Raw genomic sequence first — 14,787 nt, 5'->3', positions numbered from 1 at the left:
AATGAACGCGAATACCAACAAGATCGCCCTGGTTACCGGCGCTACCCGGGGTATCGGCACCGAGACCGTGCGCCAGCTGGCGCAGGCCGGCGTGCATACCCTGCTGGCCGGCCGCAAGCGCGACACCGCCGTGGAGGTCGCACTGAAGCTGCAGGCCGAAGGGCTGCTGGTGGAGGCGATCGAGCTGGACGTCACCGATGACGCCAGCATCGCCGCTGCCGTCGAGCAGGTCCGCGCGCGCCACGGCCGGCTGGACATCCTGGTCAACAACGCCGGCATCCTGCTCGATGACATCAGCAAGGCACCGTCGCAGCAGTCGCTGGACGCGTGGCGCCGCACCTTCGACACCAACGTGTTCGCGCTGGTGGCGGTGACCCAGGCGTTCCTGCCGCTGCTGCGCGGATCGGCTGCCGCCCGCATCGTCAACGTGTCCAGCCTGCTCGGTTCGGTCACCCTGCACAGCCAGCCGGGCTCGCCGATCTATGACTTCAAGGTGCCGGCCTACAACGTGTCCAAGAGCGCGGTGAATGCCTGGACCGCACAGCTGGCCTACGAACTGCGCGATACCGCGCACAAGGTCAATACCGTGCATCCCGGTTACGTAAAGACCGACATGAACGGTGGCGAAGGCGAAGTGGAGGTGTCGGTGGGCGCGCAGTCCAGCGTGCAGATGGCGCTGCTGGATGCCGATGGCCCGAACGGCAGCTTCACCTACCTGGGCGAGGTGCTGCCGTGGTGATCAAGACCCTGGTGGTCGCCCTGACCAGCGTGCTGCTGGCTGGCTGCGTGACCGTCGGACCCAACTACACGGCCCCGGTGGAAGCGCCGGTGACGCTGCAGGGATCGGCGGCACCGGTGTACAGCACCGAGTCGCCGGTGGCGACCTGGTGGGCCCAGTTCGATGATCCGGTGCTGGAGGAACTGGTGCACCGCGCGCTGGCCGACAACCTTGATCTTCGTGTCTCGGTTTCGCGCGTGCGGCAGGCCCGTGCGGTGTTCGTGGAAAGCCGGCTGGACCAGGCCCCGCACGTCACTGCGGGCGGATCGTATGACCGCCGCAAGCAGCCCGATGCGCTGGCCGGTGGCGAACGCGTGTTCAGTGAAACCTACCAGCTCGGCTTCGACGCCGGCTGGGAGCTGGACCTGTTCGGTCGCCAGCGTCGCGCCGCCGAGGCGGCCCGCGCGGACCTGGATGCGGAGTGGGCCAACCTCGCCGACGCCCAGGTGCTGGTCGCTGCCGAAGTGGCACGCAACTACTTCGAACTGCGCGGCACGCAGAAGCGGATCGCGGTGGCCGAACAGACCCTGGGCAACCTGCGCGACACCCAGAAGCTGACCGAAACCCGCTGGAACCTGGGCGCCGGCAGTGAGCTGGACGTGCAGAGCAGCCGGGCGCGCTTGAAGGCCATCGAGGCCGACATCCCGCTGCTGGAAGTCGCCCAGACGCAGTCGCGGCATCGCCTGGCGGTGCTGCTGGGCCTGCGCCCGGATGCGCTGGACAGCGTGCTCGCCCCTCGCGAGGTGCCGGCCTTTGCCAAGGCGTTGCCGCTGGGCGATACCCGCGAACTGCTGCGCCAGCGTGCGGACGTACGCGTGGCCGAACGGCGGCTCGCCGCAGCCACGGCCCGTATCGGCGTGGCCACGGCGGATCTGTTCCCGCGGCTGTCGCTGACCGGCTTCGTCGGCTTCCTTGGCGGTGATGCCAGCGGGCTGGTCAACGGCAACAACAAGGCGTGGTCGCTGACCCCGTCGCTGAGCTGGGCTGCGTTCGATTTCGGCACCGTGCGTGCGCGGTTGAAGGCCAGCAAAGCCGAAGCCGATGGCGTGGCGGCGCAGTACGAACAGGCCGTGCTGCTGGCGTTGGAAGACACCGAAAACGCGCTGACCCGTTATGCCAAGCAGCAGGCGCGGCTGGCGATCGTCGCCGAGCAGGCGCAGGCCGCACGGCGTGCGGAAACGCTGGCGCAGATCCGCTATCGCGAGGGTTCGGAGGACTTCCTGACCCTGCTCGATGCGCAGCGCACGCAGCTGTCGGCCGATGATGCATTGGCCGCCGCCGAAGCAGAGGTCAACGTCAGCGTGGTCGGTGTGTACAAGGCACTCGGCGGCTGGGGTCAGGCAGCGCAGCCCACCATCGCGCTGGCCAACTGACCCTGGGTGGGTGACGACCGTTGGTCGTGGGTGGGTGACGACCGTTGATCGTGGGTGGGTGACGACCGTTGGTCGTCACGCCGTTGCGCCAGCGCCGGTAACACCCGGTAGTGACGGCCGCTGGCCGTCATGCCGTTGGCTTACTGCGCATCCCACTCCAGCTCAACCACCAGCGGGAAATGATCGGACGGCAGGATGCCGTCCACCCGTGCATCCAGCGTAGCGAAGCTGCGCGCCTTGAACCCGCGCACCAGCACCCAGTCCAGTTCCGTGGTCGCCTTCCCGGTGAAATCGTGGAACGTCTTCTTCGGCCCCAGCGGTTCGGCGACCTGTGTGCGCGCATCCTGCAATGCCGTGGTAAAGGCGGCATACGTAGGCCCGCCCGGTTCACTGTTGAAGTCACCGGTCACCACCACCGGGATATCGGCCGGCAGCGTTTTCAGGTGCGCCACGATCGCCTGCGCGCTGCGTACCCGCCGCGGCTCGTCCTCATCGCGGTAGGGCAGGTGGGTGTTGAACAGATAGAACCGCCGCCCGTCTGCCACGCGGCGGAACAGACCCCAGGTGACCATGCGCGGGAACAGGTTGCCCCAGCTGATGCTGCCCGGCATCTCCGGTGTATCGGAAAGCCAGAAGTTTCCAGACTGTTCAAGCGCCAGCGCCTTGCTGTCGTAGAACACGCCCATGTGCTCATCGCCATCGCCGCCACGCCGTCCTTCGCCGAACCACCGGTAGTCCGGCAACTGCGCGGCCACGTAGTCGGCCTGCTCCTTGACCAGTTCCTGGGTTCCCATCACGTCCGGGTGCGCCGTGCGGATGGTGGCCACCAGCGCCTCGCGGCGGTCCGGCCAGCGTTTCTGCGGCGCGGTATCGGCGGGCGTGCGGACGTTGAAGGACATCACCTTCAGCGGTGCGGGCGGGGTGGCCGCCGCGGCAGGCAGCGCAAGCGCCAACAGGAGCAAAGCGGCAGGGCGCCGCAGACGGTGCAACATGGGAATCCCTCCATTCCAGTCAGACAAGGTCGGGACAAGGTTCGCATGGAAGGGAAGGGACCGGATGTGCCGTTCCGGCTGGTTGGCGCATCATGCGGGCAGTGCATCCCATCGCTGCACCAGCCCCACCAGGAACAGCAGCCCGTACCCCAGGCAGATGGCCGAGCTGACCCAGACGAAGCGGGCACTGCGGCCATTGCCGACCAGCACGAACGGGCCCAGCAGCGCGCGCAGCAGGAATACGCTTGAGATGGCAACCAGCATCGGGCGCAGCAGGGGCAGGCGCCCGATCAGGCCCGCCCCGGACAGCGCATAGGCCGCCCATACCAGCAGCACCCCGCAGATCACGCAGGTCAGCGCCGCCGGAACGCGGCTGCCGCTGCGGGCTGCCGCCACGATACGGTCACCCGCGCCGCACCACTGGTAGCCGCGCGGGCCCTGCACGATCACCACCAGGTGCAGCAGCGCGGCCACTGCGGTCAGTGCCGCGGCAACGACCAGCACGGGTACGTTGAAGGTGCCCATCAGCGGACCTGCCTCATGCGCGTTCCTGGACGTCTTCAAGCAGCGCCAGCCGGCCACTGCGGCCGCTCCAGCGCGCATGGTCCGGCAGCGGTTGCAGACGCTCCAGCAACACCGGCCAGCGCTGCGCCAGCAGGGCATTCAGGGCCAGGAAGTGCTGGTTGCCGGCATCCAGCGCGTTGTCGGGGAAGATGGCCTCTTCCGGGCATTCCGGGACGCAGAGGCCACAGTCCACGCATTCCTGCGGATTGATGGCGATGAAATTGGGGCCCACGTGGAAGGCGTCGGTCGGACAGATGTCCACGCAATGGGTGTGCCGGCACTGGATGCAGTTCTCGGTCACGACATAGGTCATGGAGAATCTCCTGTAGATGAGGGAGCGATGCTGCTCACGCGGTCAGCCCCCCGTCGATCACGAAGGTCTGGCCGGTCAGGTAGCCGGCGCTGGAGGACAGCAGAAAGTTGGCCAATGCAGCGACCTCGCTGACCTCACCCAGGCGTCTGAGCGGGATGTCGGCGGTGATCGACCGACGAATGGCAGGATCGATCTGCTCGACCATTTCCGTTGCGATGAAGCCGGGTGCGATCGCGTTGACGGTGATACGGAAGCGCGCCAGTTCCACTGCAAGGGTCCGCGTGATGCCGATCATCGCCGCCTTGGTGGCGGCGTAGCCGACCTGGCCCTTGTTGCCTCGCAGGCCGGTCACCGACGACATCTGGATGATCCGGCCCCGGCGCGCCGGAACCATGGCCGAGGACATGAAGCGGCTGAAGTAGATCGCCGAATCCAGGTTGGTGGCCACCACGTCGCGGTAGCGCTCCACATCCAGATTGAACATCAACTGGTCGCCGGTGATGCCCATGTTGTTGATCAGGCCGTACGGCTCGCCGAAGCGCGCGATGAGCTGTTCGCAGGCCTGCTCCACCGCGTCAGCGTCGCGGCCATCGCACTGGATGCCGTGCGCCTGCCCGCCCGCCTGTGCGACGTCCTGTTCGAGCTGTCCGGCCGCTTCGGTGGAGGACTGGTAGGTGAAGGCCACCGCGTAGCCTTCGGCGGCGAGCGCCTGCACCAGGCCCTTGCCGATGCCGCGGCTGCCCCCGGTCACCAGCACCCAGGGGGTGTTGGTTGAAGTGGTTGTCTGCATGTCGGTCTCCCGTTCGACTCGTTGTGAGGTGCGCTGCGCGTTGCTGGATCCCGCGGCGGTCATGCGCGGGCGGTCTGCCGGGTCCACTGTCTGGCGGTCATCTCCGCATAGCCGAATGCCGCTTCGTAACTGGGCCCGGCCACCCACGCGCTGAGGAAGTGGACGCCGCGTACCGGGAATCCATGGTGGAAGGTGTGGCCCTTCAGGCTGGTGCCGACCATTGCCCCGTAGCCCGAACCATCGGTGTTGTTGGTGAACCGGGCGTAGGTATGCGGCGTCGCGACTTCGGTGTGCAGCACGTGTCCGCGCAGCGCGGGCGCCTGCCGCTGCAGCCGCTGCACCAGCATCGCCGCGGCGCGCGCCTTCTTTTCCCGATAAGCCGGCGTGCGCCGTGGCGGCCAGTGCGCGGCCGAGTCCAGCACGTTCAGGCACAGCACGTTGCCACCCTTGGCATCCAGCGCCCGGTAGTTGGTCACCTCCATGGGCGAACACTGCCAGTAAGCGTGCTCGCTGGCGGCCTCACCGGCGCCCGGCTGCATCGCCGCGCGGCGCGCGGCGACCGCCGCCGCCGGATCATCGGCGAACAGCATCGATTCGGTATGTGCAACGCCCAGCGTGGACGGATCCCCGTCGGTCACCAGATAGACCGTGGTGGTCGAAAGGGCCGGCTTGAGCGCGGCCAGCCGGCTGATCGTGTCCTCCAGCGCCACCTCGCTGCCGAACAGGTTGCTCGCTGCATAGTGCGGAGAGGTGTTGATGTAGACCTGCCCGGCATGGAACGTGCCGCGCCGCGTGCGCACCCCGGTCACGCGTTCGCCGCCATCGGTGAGCACCTGTTCCACCGCCGTGCCGAGCAGTAGCTGGCCACCGGCATCGATAACCTGCTGCGCCAGCAGGTTGGACAGGCGCTGAGAGGAGCCGGTGACGTAAGCATTGCCTCGGCACAACGTGGCATACATCACGTGCAGGTAATACAGGTAGCCCAGGTCCTCCGGATACCCGCCCACGTAGATGCCCGGTGCGGCCAGCAGTTCAATCAGGAAGGGGTCATCGACCAGTTCGGCCAGGCCCTCGTACACGGTCCTGGATTTCAGGTGGCGGTGCGCATGGCGCAGTTGCGCCATGTCCGGCTCGAAACTGCCGTCCTGCATCTGGAACTGGTGGTAGCCGTTGCGACCATGGGTGAACACCTGATCGAAGAACGTCGCGATGCCGGTCGCCTGCCGCGGGAAGCGCGCGCTGAGCAGCGCCTGCACGCCGGCGGGATCGTTGGGCAGGAGCAGGGACTGGTCGGCGTGGTGGGCGCAGAAGTAATCGGCAGGCCGTACCAGTCCCAGCGCGTCCTCCAGGCCCAAGCCGCGCAGGATGCGCAGCAGGTTGCCTTCATCATCCATGCCGCTGAGCTTGTGCAGGCTGCAGTCGAAGGTGGCCTCCGCGCGCGGGCGAGAGAACGTGGACGCATAGCCGCCCGGCACGATGTGCTTGTCGATCAGCAGCAGGCGCGCGGACGGGTCGCGCTTCACCAGCATGGCCGCACAGGCCAGGCTGGTGATGCCCGCACCGACGAAGATGGCATCCCAGTGGTGCGCTGTCATCAGCGCAGGCCCAGTGTGTCCACCCACGCGTACAGCGCGGAGAAGCGCTGCGCGTTCAAGCGGGCGTTGTGCTGCGACCGCCATACCGCTTCGATCGCCTCGGCGTCATCAGGCTGCACGGGGAATTCGAACGAGGTGTGCAGCGCGATCTCCGGGTTGTAGGTGTACATGTCGATCAGCCGCGGGAAGATCTGCCGGGACATCGCACGCACCTGTTCGAGCTCCTGCGGGCTTGCGGTTTCGAAATAGCACTCGGCGATCCACCTACCGAAGGCGATATGCCGGGCTTCGTCGTGGTGGTGTGCGCGGAACAGGGTGCGGGTCATCGGCTCCACGTCCGGACCTTGGCTCGTATGCATCGCACCCATCTCCGCCACCCATTCCAGCAGCAGGGTGAACAGCACGCCGACCGGCGGTGCCATGGCCGGCAGCGTGTCGGTGAGCAGCGTGTACAGTCCTTGCGGTGGCTGGAACAAGGGCAGTCCGGCCTTGGCCATGAAGCGCTTGAAGGTCAGCGTATGGACGATTTCCTCCTTGGAGAACACCATCAGGTATTCCTGCAGCGCCGGCGCGATGCGCGCGTGGCCACGGGTGATGTAGCCCATGTAGAGCGGTGGCAGGGTCTGTTCCAGCCAGATGAACATGGAGATATCGCGCGCGGTTTCCAGCCAGGCCAGTTCGAGCCGGTTGTCCTCGGTCAATGCCTCGGCGAAGGGCGTGCCGGTGATCCAGAGGTGCTCCAGGTTCTTCGGCGCGATGCTTTTGTCGATGGGTTCGTGCCACGGCAACACCGTGGCGTGGTCCATCGTATCCAGGTGCGAGGCTTCGCTCAGGCGGAGCACTTTCCCGATCCGGGCAGGGGTGAGGGTGAGCGTGGTTTCAGTCTGCATGGTGGTCCTTTGCGGCGCGTTGGTCAGGCGGTAAGGAACACGCGGTCAAGCCGGCGCCTGCGCTGCCTGGGTGAGCCCCAGGATGTAGTCGCAGAGCGCCTGCAGCGTGCTGATGTCGCCGCTGGCGAAGGCCTTGGGATCCATTGACACGCCAAGCGTCTTCCTCACTACCACCTGCATTTCCACGAAGTCGAGGCTGTCCAGGTCCAGTGCTTCGATCGTGCTCTCCAGGGTGATGTTCTCGATCTCGTCATCCTTCAGTTCCAGGATCAGTTCGCGGATGACGTTGAAGACGGATTCAGTGGTGTTCATGGGTATCGTTCTCCTGTGGGTGGGCCAGTTTCCGGATCATCAGACCCAACGTGATGGTCATGACGTGGCGCTGCTGCAGCTGCACGCCAAGCTCGAGCGTGCCCACTGCTTCATCGTCACTTTCGACCAGGTCGATGTTGTCGATCTGGTAATCGACGACGGGGGGAAGTGCACCGGCGAGGCAGAGTTCGCCGGCAAATACGGTCTGGTGCGTGGTCTGCACCAGCAGGTGCGAGGTCAGGGCGTGGATGAGGTCGAGCGGGTCGTCCAGCCGCAAGGCGGGTCCAAGCCGATCGAATACCGTGCCGAGGCGGTAGCGGACGAAGTCACCGAATACCAGCGCATCCAGCGCGACCCATCGATCCAGCTGCTTGCCGAGGCCGCCTTCGAACTGGTGCAGCCACGCAGCGGTTTCGCCCACCGGAAGGGTGATGCGCCGCGCATTGGAGTCCCAGGCAGGCGGTTCGATGCGGCGTGCACTGCCGATGAAATGTTCCGCATCGCCCGTGCTGGGACGCAGCTTGAATCCGGTACGGCCTGCCCGAGGGACCAGGGCCAGGCTGACGTCGCGGTCGCGCAGGACCGGCGCCTTCAACAGCGATTTGAAATGGATCCAGGGTGCGGCGTCCTGCCCCGGTTCCGCTGCCGCTGCCCGCCCCAGCGCCTGCTTGATCGGCAGCATCGCCAGCATCCCGTGCACGACCACGTCGGCGGCATTCATGCGCAAGGCCGCTTCGCGGTCGAAATGGATGGGGTTGCGGTCGCCTGAGAGCCGCGCCCAGGCCTCGATGTCGTGGCTGTCGAAACGAAGGTCCATGCTTACTCCGCCCGGGCGATCATCACGCCCGCGTTGGCGCCGCCGAAGCCGAAGCTCAGGTTCAAGGCGTTGTGGATGTCCTGGTCGTGCAGGTGCTCGTTGGGCACGTAGTCCAGGTCGCACTCGGGGTCGGGGCGGTCCAGGTGGATGGTGGCGGGGATGGTGCGATGGGCGATGGCCTTCAGGCACAGCACCGCCTCCAGCGCGCCCGCTGCCCCGATCAGGTGGCCGGTATAGGACTTGGTGCTGGACATCGGGATCGCATGTGCAGCCTGGCCCAGTGCTTCCTTCAGCGCGTTGGTTTCATTGACGTCGTTGAGCGGCGTGGAGGTGCCATGCAGGTTCACGTAGCCGATGTCTTCGGGGGCCACGCCGGCCTGCGCGCACACCTGGCGGATCACCTGCACGCGCGCCTGCATGTCCTCGGCCGGTGCGGTCATGTCATAGGCGTCGGAGAAATTCGCATAGCCGGTGATCTCGCCCAGGATGTGGGCGCCACGCTGCCGTGCCAGTTCAAAGTCCTCCAGGCACAGCACCGCTGCGCCCTCGGAAAGCACGAAGCCACTACGGTCCTGGCTGAAGGGACAGCAGGCGCGCCGGATGTCTTCCTGCTCTTTGCTCAGGGCTTGGATCACGTCGACCGACCAGACGTTGAACTGTTCTTTCAACGACTCGCTGCCGCCGGCCAGCATGACCTTGGCGCGTCCGCTACGGATGGCCTCGTAGGCTTCGCCGATGGCGATGGTGCCCGTCGCGCAGGCGGCCACCGGGCTGTTCTGCACGCCGCGGAAGTTCCAGTTCATGGTGACGCCGGCGGTTGCCGCGTTGCACATCGACATGACCGTGGCGAACGAGGTCGCCACGCCGGTCTGGCGGTAGTCATTGTTGTTGTCATTGGCGGTATCCAGGCCACCCCAGCCGGTGCCGAGCATCACGCCACGCTCGAACGGCGAGCAGAAATCGTCGAGCGCGGTTTCGCCGAATGCCATGCGCATGGCCTCCTCGGCCGCGACCAGGCAGTACTTGGCGAACAGCGGCAGCATCTTGGAGGTTCTCTTCGGGAACGGCCGCATCTGTTCGCGCCCGAAGTCATCGATGAAGCCGAAATAGCGCGCGGTGATGGCGGGATCGTCGTGGGTATACCGCTTGTAACCGACGCGGTAGGCCATGATCGCCTGCCAGATCGCGTCGGCGCTGGTGCCCATCGAGCTGATGGCGCCGTAGCCGGTAATGGCGACGCGGCGCGGGGGAGGGGTAACGGGTTTATCCATGGTGCTGGTCTCCTGCAGCAAGGGACATGGGACGTCGCCGCGTGGTGGCGGCAGGCGGGAATCAGGCATCTGCGAAGGCGCGTTCGACGACGTAGTCGCCGGGGTGACCGCGTCCGGGGGAAACGGCGAAGCCACGGGCATCGAGCAGGGCGCGTGTTTCTGCCAACATGGCCGGCCCGCCGCAGATCATTACCCGGTCGCTGTGCGGCGACAGCGCAGGCAGGCCAAGGTCATCGCAAAGCCGGTCGCCGGTGATCAGATCGGTGATCCGGCCCTGATGGAAGAAGGGCTCACGGGTAACGGTCGGGTAATAAAGCAGTTTCGAACGGACTGCCTCGCCGAGGAGGTCATGGCGTGGCAATTCGTGCTGGAGATAATCGCGATAGGCGAGGTCGGCGGCCACGCGCACACCGTGCACGAGCACCACTTTTTCGAATGCGTCATAGGTTTCCGGGTCGCCTGTCAGGCTGAGGAACGGAGCCAGGCCGGTGCCGGTGCAGAGCAGGTAAAGCACTCGGCCTGGTCGCAGGTCGGAAAGAACCAACGTGCCGGTCGGCTTGTTACCCACCAGTACGCCATCGCCAGGCTGCAGGTGTTGGAGTTCAGTGGTAAGCGGGCCGCCGGGCACCTTGATGCTGAAGAACTCCAGATGTTCTTCATGGCTGGGACTGGCCAGGCTGTAGGCGCGCATCAGCGCATGCCCTTCGCGTTGCAATCCCACCATCACGAACTGGCCACTTTCAAATCGGAACGACGGCGAGCGTGTGGTGGTGAAACTGAAAAGGCTGTCGTTCCAATGACGCACGGCGAGGACGCGTTCTACCCTGTTTGATTTTCCTGCAGCCGGTGTCGATGGGGTTGCCCGCGCCGGTAGGGCGTGGGTCGCATGTTGCACGACGTCTGGGACATTCATTCAAACTGTGACCGCGTGAATGTAGGAAGTGCGACCTTAGTTTTGGAGTCGCGCGCCTGGTGTGCGGCCGGTCACAGTGTTGGCCGTCAAGGTATATACATAATGTTCAAGGCGTCATGCATGGTTTTTTGGCCGCATGAAATGTCGCAACGCGCAGGTCATTTGGTTCAGATCTTTCTGATGGAAGAAGTGCGGTTGTTGCGAACACGACAATGTGCGGGATCCGCCTGTAGCATGTCCGTCCAATGTCGTCGGCATCGCCGGTCAAGGCTCTTCACCCGACGCAATCGGCGGGATCACCGGCACACGACATGGGTCCCGCTACGCTTGGCACAACACGTAACTCCCTGTCGGAAAGGACTGTCATGATCAAGTGGGCCATTATCTTCGCCATCATCGGCCTCATCGCCGGTGCCCTCGGCTTCGGCGGCATCGCCGGTGCGTCGGTCGGCATCGCCAAGTTCCTGTTCTGGGCGGGCATCATCATCGCGGTGGTGTTGTTCCTGCTCGGCATGACGATTGCCAAGAAAGTGACCTGACCGGCCTTTCGCTAGCGTTCAAGCAAAAAGCCGCATCGGTGACGATGCGGCTTTTTTATGGGGCGGGAGTCACCCGATAGAGTGTGCGTTGATCACCGCTTCCACATGGTGCCCGTCGGGATCGATGAGGAAGGCGGCATAATAGTGGGGGCCGTAATCGGGGCGCGGGCCGGGCGTACCATTGTCCCGGCCGCCAGCACTGACACCGTCACGATGGAAGGCATCAACCGCCTCCGGCGATGTGGCCACAAAAGCGATGTGGAAGCCATCGCGCGGCAGGGCGGCATCGTCGGTGAGGTTGAGCAGCAGCAGGTCCTGTTCGTCAACCAGGCCATAGCCGATGGATTCATCGCCATCGAAGACGCGGCGGTAGCCCAGTGCGCCGAGGGCGGCGTCGTAGAAGCAACCGGCGCGGGCGAGGTTGCGTACGCCCAGAGAAAGATGATGGAACATCGGACACCGCAGTGGGGAACGGACGGTGAGCATAGCGGTGTGTCGGCTTCCGCACTGCGCGGGGTACGGCGCTGGCGGCCGTTCTTTTTGCAGATTCGCCCATGTACGCAGTGGAGGGCCGATGGTTGGATAGGACCACTGGCGACGTAGAGCGTCAGTCGGGATTGGCGTCCTGTGAGTGAGGTTTCTCAATTAGCTCTGTTTATGCCCTTTGGGCACGGCGGAGAATGCACTGCATCGCGTGCCGGTTCCATGGCAGGCGGTGCGTGGGGATCCCTGATCCGCCGGATATTGAGAAACTTCGCCCGGTACGCCAACCCGCATCGCCTGCCACCGCGTGCCTCGTCGCCGGTGGCCTCCCGCCTTGTGAGGTATGCCAATGAACCCGAAACACCCGCTGAGTGCCAAGCGCCTGCACGCCCTGATGGGCGACAGGATGCTCGACTTCCCGCCGCATTTCATCGAAAAGCTCGAACGGCGGCTGGAAGCGATGGAGGCGGAGCGTTTCCGATCGTGCGACGTGGTGGTGCCACTGCGACCGGCCACCGGCACGGTGCAGCGCGCAAGCCATGCGGCCGATCCGGCGCAGGATGAAAGCACGGCGGTCCCGGTCAGCACGCTGCGCGCGCTGTCCAACATCCTGGATATCCTGCACACCGCGCATCTGCTCCAGCAGGACCACATCACCGCCAGCATGGTGTCCGAACAGAGCGTGGAGTGCCTGATCGTGTGCGGGCGGGAACTGTTGAAGGGCCATGCCGGCGCGATGTGGACAAACGCATGAAGGCCGGCGATGAGGCGTGCAGCAACGATGCAGTGAATCCGCGCGCCGCGCGGCCGGCTGCGCGAAGCATCCGCCTCAGGCGGTCGGCAGGAACGGAGGCGGCGGCTGGTTGGTCACTCCCCAGAACATGCCAAGCTCCTGTACGGCGGACAGGAATTCGTCGAAGTCGAGCGGCTTGACCACGAACGCATTCACGCCCACTTCGTAGCTTTTCACCAGGTCGCGGTCCTGGCGGGAGGCGGTCAACATCACCACCGGGGTATGTCGCAGGGCTGCGTCACGGCGGATCTCGGCGAGCACTTCCAGGCCATTCAACTTGGGCAGTTTCAGGTCCAGCAGCACGACGACCGGGCCACCGTGGTGCTGGCCGGCATAGCGTCCGGTGCTGCGCAGGTAATCCAGCGCTTCTTCGCCATCGCGCACGTGGATGACCGGATTGAGCAACTGGCAGCGGGCCAGTGCGGCGATGGTCAGCTCTGCGTCCTGCAGGCTGTCTTCTACGAGCAGTATCGGTCGCAGGTCTCTCATGCAGCGTCCTTCTGGATCTGGCCAGCGTCACTGGTCTGGCGTAGGGGGCGCATAGATTTGCATGAGGCTGCTCCGCTGTCAGTACTCTGATGAACGGTTAATGTTAACGATTCAGGATGTTCGTACAGACTGATCTGTGACGGGCCTCGCACCCTGGAGTTCCCAATTGGCCAAACACGTCAGAATCACGCGGGTTTAACCGGCGCGTCGACAAATTGACGCTGCGCGAAGGGTCAGCAGGGGGACTCTGGACGGAGGTGAAAGCCTGCGTAGGCGTGAAAAGCCCCCCACACACAGGACTCATCCATGGAGCTCATGATTGCGCTGCTCGGCATTGCCGCAGCCTTTGCCTCGACGCTGGTCGTGCTGCAGGCGGCCACACTGGTATGGAAGAAGCTCCGCTTGCGGCGCGATGCCATCAGGAGATCGATTGCCTGATGACTGCTGTTCGCTACGCCTATGCAAAAGCGCGCCATTGGCACGCCTCACCGTTGGTATCGGCCTGGGCCGCATGCCGTTATGCCCTGACCGGCGACACCGGGTATTTCCGGTCCCATGCGGGCTGGAGGCTGTCGCGCATCCATCGCGGTTCATTGGCGGAGGATGACTGAAGCGGTAAACGAAAAAGCCCGGAAACCCTTGAACTGCTGGGGTTTCCGGGCTCTCGTGGACCTTCTCGGTCCAATCAATGGTGGAGGTGGGCGGAATTGAACCGCCGTCCGAAGGCACTCCATCCCCAGCTCTACATGCTTAGCTCACCGTTGAGTCTCGTCCCGGAACAGCACGGTGTGCGAAGCACATCCCGGAACAAGCCTGTTGCGTTCTAGTGCTGGACTGACAGGCAGCCGCCCAGCTCGATTCCATGATAATGACTCTACGCTGCGAGCATGGACACAAGCAGTTTCGAGGCTCCGCCTAAGTCGGCAGAAGGTCTAACTCAACAGCTTTTAGGCTGCGAGTGCGACCGGAGCGTAGTTGTCGTCGTTGGCAACTAGAGTTTTGCAGCTGGATTTACGAGGAAAGCTACCCCCTCGGCATGCGCCAAGCGACTTCACAACCCCCGTCGAAACCAATGCACCCCCGGTTTCAAACAAGTGCCTGCAAGTACTGGCCCGATTCCGATGACGCTGGAGCAGGGCTGCCCAACGCGAGTGATGCTACGCCAATCCGGCTGAACAGTCACGCAAATGATCGATTTCCGGTGGCAAGCCTGCATGTCGAACTGTTAACGTCTTGCCGACCTCTTTGCGACACCTGCCGGGTGAGCATGGGGACAGGCTCTGCAGGCGAGGTAACAGGTGGACGTAAGCAACAAGCGCAGCCTTCGGCAACTGGTCGGTCCGGTGGGAATGGGCTACCTGCGCAGGGCCGTGCCTCCGCCGTGGGTATGGACGGCGCTGGCTGCCCTGGTGGCGGCCGGGTGCCTGATCGAACTGCCGGTGACGGCGGCCGCAGCCTTGGTGGCCAGCGCGGTGGTGGTGCACTGGCCGCGCCGCAAGCGCCCATCGCTGGGCTATTGGCGACTTTTGGGCTTGCTGGTCCTGGCGGTGCTGGCATGGGCGCCGGAGCCGGACGTATTGTCCCAGTGGTTCGAACATGGCCTGGCGATCGCGCTGCTGGCGCTGGCCGCAGTCAGTGCGCTGACCCATGTGCTGCAGGCGCGACGGCTGTCACGCCGGCTGCAGCAGGCGGCCGATGCGATGGATGACTCGCGGCTGCTGGCGTTGTTGCCGGGCGAAGCGGCGACACTGGCCGATCGCTGGCGTGCCGGTGACGACAGCCACGCCGATGAGCTGGCCGTGGTGATGCACCTGGCGGTGATGCACGCGGCGTTGTCGCCGCGCATGCAGGGTGGGGCGGTAGACGTCTGAGGGG

19 protein-coding genes and 1 other RNA gene are annotated in these 14,787 nt (G+C 65.0%); 7 read left to right on the top strand and 13 right to left on the bottom strand.

Going from position 1 to position 14,787, the window contains the following annotated elements; translation table 11 throughout:
* Position 1: 1 nt before the first annotated feature.
* Entirely contained in the window at positions 2-739 is a 738-nt protein-coding gene (locus tag ABB28_RS00080; RefSeq protein ID WP_057506667.1) for an SDR family oxidoreductase, read from the top strand.
* On the top strand, positions 733-2,151 hold the full coding sequence (locus ABB28_RS00075) for an efflux transporter outer membrane subunit (protein WP_057506666.1): 1,419 nt from the start codon (positions 733-735) through the stop codon (positions 2,149-2,151). The genes ABB28_RS00080 and ABB28_RS00075 overlap by 7 nt, the downstream gene beginning before the upstream one ends.
* Positions 2,152-2,291: 140 nt before the next feature.
* On the opposite strand, the gene ABB28_RS00070 is transcribed toward ABB28_RS00075, so the two are convergent.
* From ABB28_RS00070 to ABB28_RS00025, 10 genes are all read right to left on the bottom strand, one after another.
* Positions 2,292-3,143, bottom strand: coding sequence for an endonuclease/exonuclease/phosphatase family protein (locus ABB28_RS00070; protein ID WP_057506665.1), 852 nt, complete (start codon positions 3,141-3,143; stop codon positions 2,292-2,294).
* Between the two features lie 90 nt (positions 3,144-3,233).
* Positions 3,234-3,668 carry a hypothetical protein gene (locus ABB28_RS00065; RefSeq protein ID WP_057506664.1) on the bottom strand — a complete coding sequence of 145 codons (435 nt, stop codon included), beginning with the start codon at positions 3,666-3,668 and terminating at the stop codon, positions 3,234-3,236.
* Positions 3,669-3,681: 13 nt separating this feature from the next.
* Complete coding sequence (gene fdxA / locus ABB28_RS00060) at positions 3,682-4,020, bottom strand: ferredoxin FdxA (RefSeq protein WP_057506663.1); 339 nt, start codon at positions 4,018-4,020, stop codon at positions 3,682-3,684.
* Positions 4,021-4,054: 34 nt separating this feature from the next.
* Positions 4,055-4,810 (bottom strand): 3-oxoacyl-ACP reductase FabG, encoded by a 756-nt coding sequence (fabG, locus tag ABB28_RS00055; RefSeq protein WP_057506681.1) that lies wholly within the window; start codon positions 4,808-4,810, stop codon positions 4,055-4,057.
* Positions 4,811-4,869: 59 nt separating this feature from the next.
* A complete protein-coding gene (locus ABB28_RS00050; protein WP_057506662.1) occupies positions 4,870-6,405 on the bottom strand; it encodes a phytoene desaturase family protein in 1,536 nt (511 codons plus the stop codon).
* Entirely contained in the window at positions 6,405-7,295 is an 891-nt protein-coding gene (locus tag ABB28_RS00045; protein WP_057506661.1) for a diiron oxygenase, read from the bottom strand. The genes ABB28_RS00050 and ABB28_RS00045 overlap by 1 nt, the downstream gene beginning before the upstream one ends.
* A gap of 45 nt (positions 7,296-7,340) precedes the next feature.
* Complete coding sequence (locus ABB28_RS00040) at positions 7,341-7,607, bottom strand: acyl carrier protein (RefSeq protein ID WP_057506660.1); 267 nt, start codon at positions 7,605-7,607, stop codon at positions 7,341-7,343.
* Positions 7,594-8,424: a MaoC/PaaZ C-terminal domain-containing protein gene (locus ABB28_RS00035; RefSeq protein WP_057506659.1), complete on the bottom strand. Its 831-nt coding sequence runs from the start codon at positions 8,422-8,424 to the stop codon at positions 7,594-7,596. The genes ABB28_RS00040 and ABB28_RS00035 overlap by 14 nt, the downstream gene beginning before the upstream one ends.
* 2 nt (positions 8,425-8,426) lie before the next feature.
* Entirely contained in the window at positions 8,427-9,695 is a 1,269-nt protein-coding gene (locus tag ABB28_RS00030) for a beta-ketoacyl-[acyl-carrier-protein] synthase family protein (RefSeq protein ID WP_057506658.1), read from the bottom strand.
* 61 nt (positions 9,696-9,756) lie between these two features.
* Entirely contained in the window at positions 9,757-10,500 is a 744-nt protein-coding gene (locus ABB28_RS00025; RefSeq protein WP_057506657.1) for a ferredoxin--NADP reductase, read from the bottom strand.
* Positions 10,501-10,973: 473 nt separating this feature from the next.
* Between ABB28_RS00025 and ABB28_RS17585 the strand changes: the two genes are divergently transcribed.
* A complete protein-coding gene (locus ABB28_RS17585; RefSeq protein ID WP_042612362.1) occupies positions 10,974-11,147 on the top strand; it encodes a DUF1328 domain-containing protein in 174 nt (57 codons plus the stop codon).
* Positions 11,148-11,216: 69 nt separating this feature from the next.
* Here the strand turns inward: ABB28_RS17585 and ABB28_RS00020 are convergent, their stop codons facing one another.
* The gene (locus tag ABB28_RS00020) at positions 11,217-11,600 is read right to left on the bottom strand and encodes a VOC family protein (protein WP_057506656.1); all 384 of its coding nucleotides are present in this window, start codon (positions 11,598-11,600) and stop codon (positions 11,217-11,219) included.
* A 379-nt stretch (positions 11,601-11,979) separates the two neighbouring features.
* On the opposite strand from ABB28_RS00020, the gene ABB28_RS00015 reads away from it, so the two are divergent.
* Positions 11,980-12,384, top strand: a complete 405-nt coding sequence (locus ABB28_RS00015; RefSeq protein WP_057506655.1) for a hypothetical protein — start codon at positions 11,980-11,982, stop codon at positions 12,382-12,384.
* A 75-nt stretch (positions 12,385-12,459) separates the two neighbouring features.
* Here the strand turns inward: ABB28_RS00015 and ABB28_RS00010 are convergent, their stop codons facing one another.
* Positions 12,460-12,912 (bottom strand): response regulator, encoded by a 453-nt coding sequence (locus ABB28_RS00010; protein ID WP_057506654.1) that lies wholly within the window; start codon positions 12,910-12,912, stop codon positions 12,460-12,462.
* A gap of 306 nt (positions 12,913-13,218) precedes the next feature.
* Between ABB28_RS00010 and ABB28_RS18415 the strand changes: the two genes are divergently transcribed.
* Both ABB28_RS18415 and ABB28_RS18085 read left to right on the top strand, forming a co-directional pair.
* Positions 13,219-13,350, top strand: coding sequence for a hypothetical protein (locus ABB28_RS18415; RefSeq protein WP_259170030.1), 132 nt, complete (start codon positions 13,219-13,221; stop codon positions 13,348-13,350).
* Complete coding sequence (locus tag ABB28_RS18085) at positions 13,350-13,523, top strand: hypothetical protein (protein WP_161809836.1); 174 nt, start codon at positions 13,350-13,352, stop codon at positions 13,521-13,523. The genes ABB28_RS18415 and ABB28_RS18085 overlap by 1 nt, the downstream gene beginning before the upstream one ends.
* 78 nt (positions 13,524-13,601) lie before the next feature.
* Here ABB28_RS18085 and ssrA read toward each other — a convergent pair.
* Positions 13,602-13,994, bottom strand: a transfer-messenger RNA (tmRNA) gene (gene ssrA, locus ABB28_RS17580).
* Between the two features lie 267 nt (positions 13,995-14,261).
* Between ssrA and ABB28_RS00005 the strand changes: the two genes are divergently transcribed.
* On the top strand, positions 14,262-14,783 hold the full coding sequence (locus ABB28_RS00005) for a hypothetical protein (RefSeq protein WP_057506680.1): 522 nt from the start codon (positions 14,262-14,264) through the stop codon (positions 14,781-14,783).
* Positions 14,784-14,787 lie beyond the last annotated feature (4 nt).

The sequence above is a fragment of the Stenotrophomonas chelatiphaga genome (assembly GCF_001431535.1).
Lineage (GTDB): Bacteria > Pseudomonadota > Gammaproteobacteria > Xanthomonadales > Xanthomonadaceae > Stenotrophomonas > Stenotrophomonas chelatiphaga.
This window is presented reverse-complemented; position numbering and strand designations above follow the sequence as displayed.

Bases quoted from the DNA above. Each gene is read 5' to 3' on its own strand.
- ABB28_RS00010 (WP_057506654.1), bottom strand. From the start codon at position 12,912: ATGAGAGACCTGCGACCGATACTGCTCGTAGAAGACAGCCTGCAGGAC.
- ABB28_RS00020 (WP_057506656.1), bottom strand. From the start codon at position 11,600: ATGTTCCATCATCTTTCTCTGGGCGTACGCAACCTCGCCCGCGCCGGT.
- ABB28_RS00035 (WP_057506659.1), bottom strand. From the start codon at position 8,424: ATGGACCTTCGTTTCGACAGCCACGACATCGAGGCCTGGGCGCGGCTC.
- ABB28_RS00045 (WP_057506661.1), bottom strand. From the start codon at position 7,295: ATGCAGACTGAAACCACGCTCACCCTCACCCCTGCCCGGATCGGGAAA.
- ABB28_RS00050 (WP_057506662.1), bottom strand. From the start codon at position 6,405: ATGACAGCGCACCACTGGGATGCCATCTTCGTCGGTGCGGGCATCACC.
- ABB28_RS00015 (WP_057506655.1), top strand. From the start codon at position 11,980: ATGAACCCGAAACACCCGCTGAGTGCCAAGCGCCTGCACGCCCTGATG.
- ABB28_RS00080 (WP_057506667.1), top strand. From the start codon at position 2: ATGAACGCGAATACCAACAAGATCGCCCTGGTTACCGGCGCTACCCGG.
- ABB28_RS00065 (WP_057506664.1), bottom strand. From the start codon at position 3,668: ATGGGCACCTTCAACGTACCCGTGCTGGTCGTTGCCGCGGCACTGACC.
- fabG (WP_057506681.1), bottom strand. From the start codon at position 4,810: ATGCAGACAACCACTTCAACCAACACCCCCTGGGTGCTGGTGACCGGG.
- ABB28_RS18085 (WP_161809836.1), top strand. From the start codon at position 13,350: ATGACTGCTGTTCGCTACGCCTATGCAAAAGCGCGCCATTGGCACGCC.
- ABB28_RS00030 (WP_057506658.1), bottom strand. From the start codon at position 9,695: ATGGATAAACCCGTTACCCCTCCCCCGCGCCGCGTCGCCATTACCGGC.
- ABB28_RS00070 (WP_057506665.1), bottom strand. From the start codon at position 3,143: ATGTTGCACCGTCTGCGGCGCCCTGCCGCTTTGCTCCTGTTGGCGCTT.
- ABB28_RS00005 (WP_057506680.1), top strand. From the start codon at position 14,262: ATGGGCTACCTGCGCAGGGCCGTGCCTCCGCCGTGGGTATGGACGGCG.
- ABB28_RS00040 (WP_057506660.1), bottom strand. From the start codon at position 7,607: ATGAACACCACTGAATCCGTCTTCAACGTCATCCGCGAACTGATCCTG.
- ABB28_RS17585 (WP_042612362.1), top strand. From the start codon at position 10,974: ATGATCAAGTGGGCCATTATCTTCGCCATCATCGGCCTCATCGCCGGT.
- ABB28_RS18415 (WP_259170030.1), top strand. From the start codon at position 13,219: ATGGAGCTCATGATTGCGCTGCTCGGCATTGCCGCAGCCTTTGCCTCG.
- fdxA (WP_057506663.1), bottom strand. From the start codon at position 4,020: ATGACCTATGTCGTGACCGAGAACTGCATCCAGTGCCGGCACACCCAT.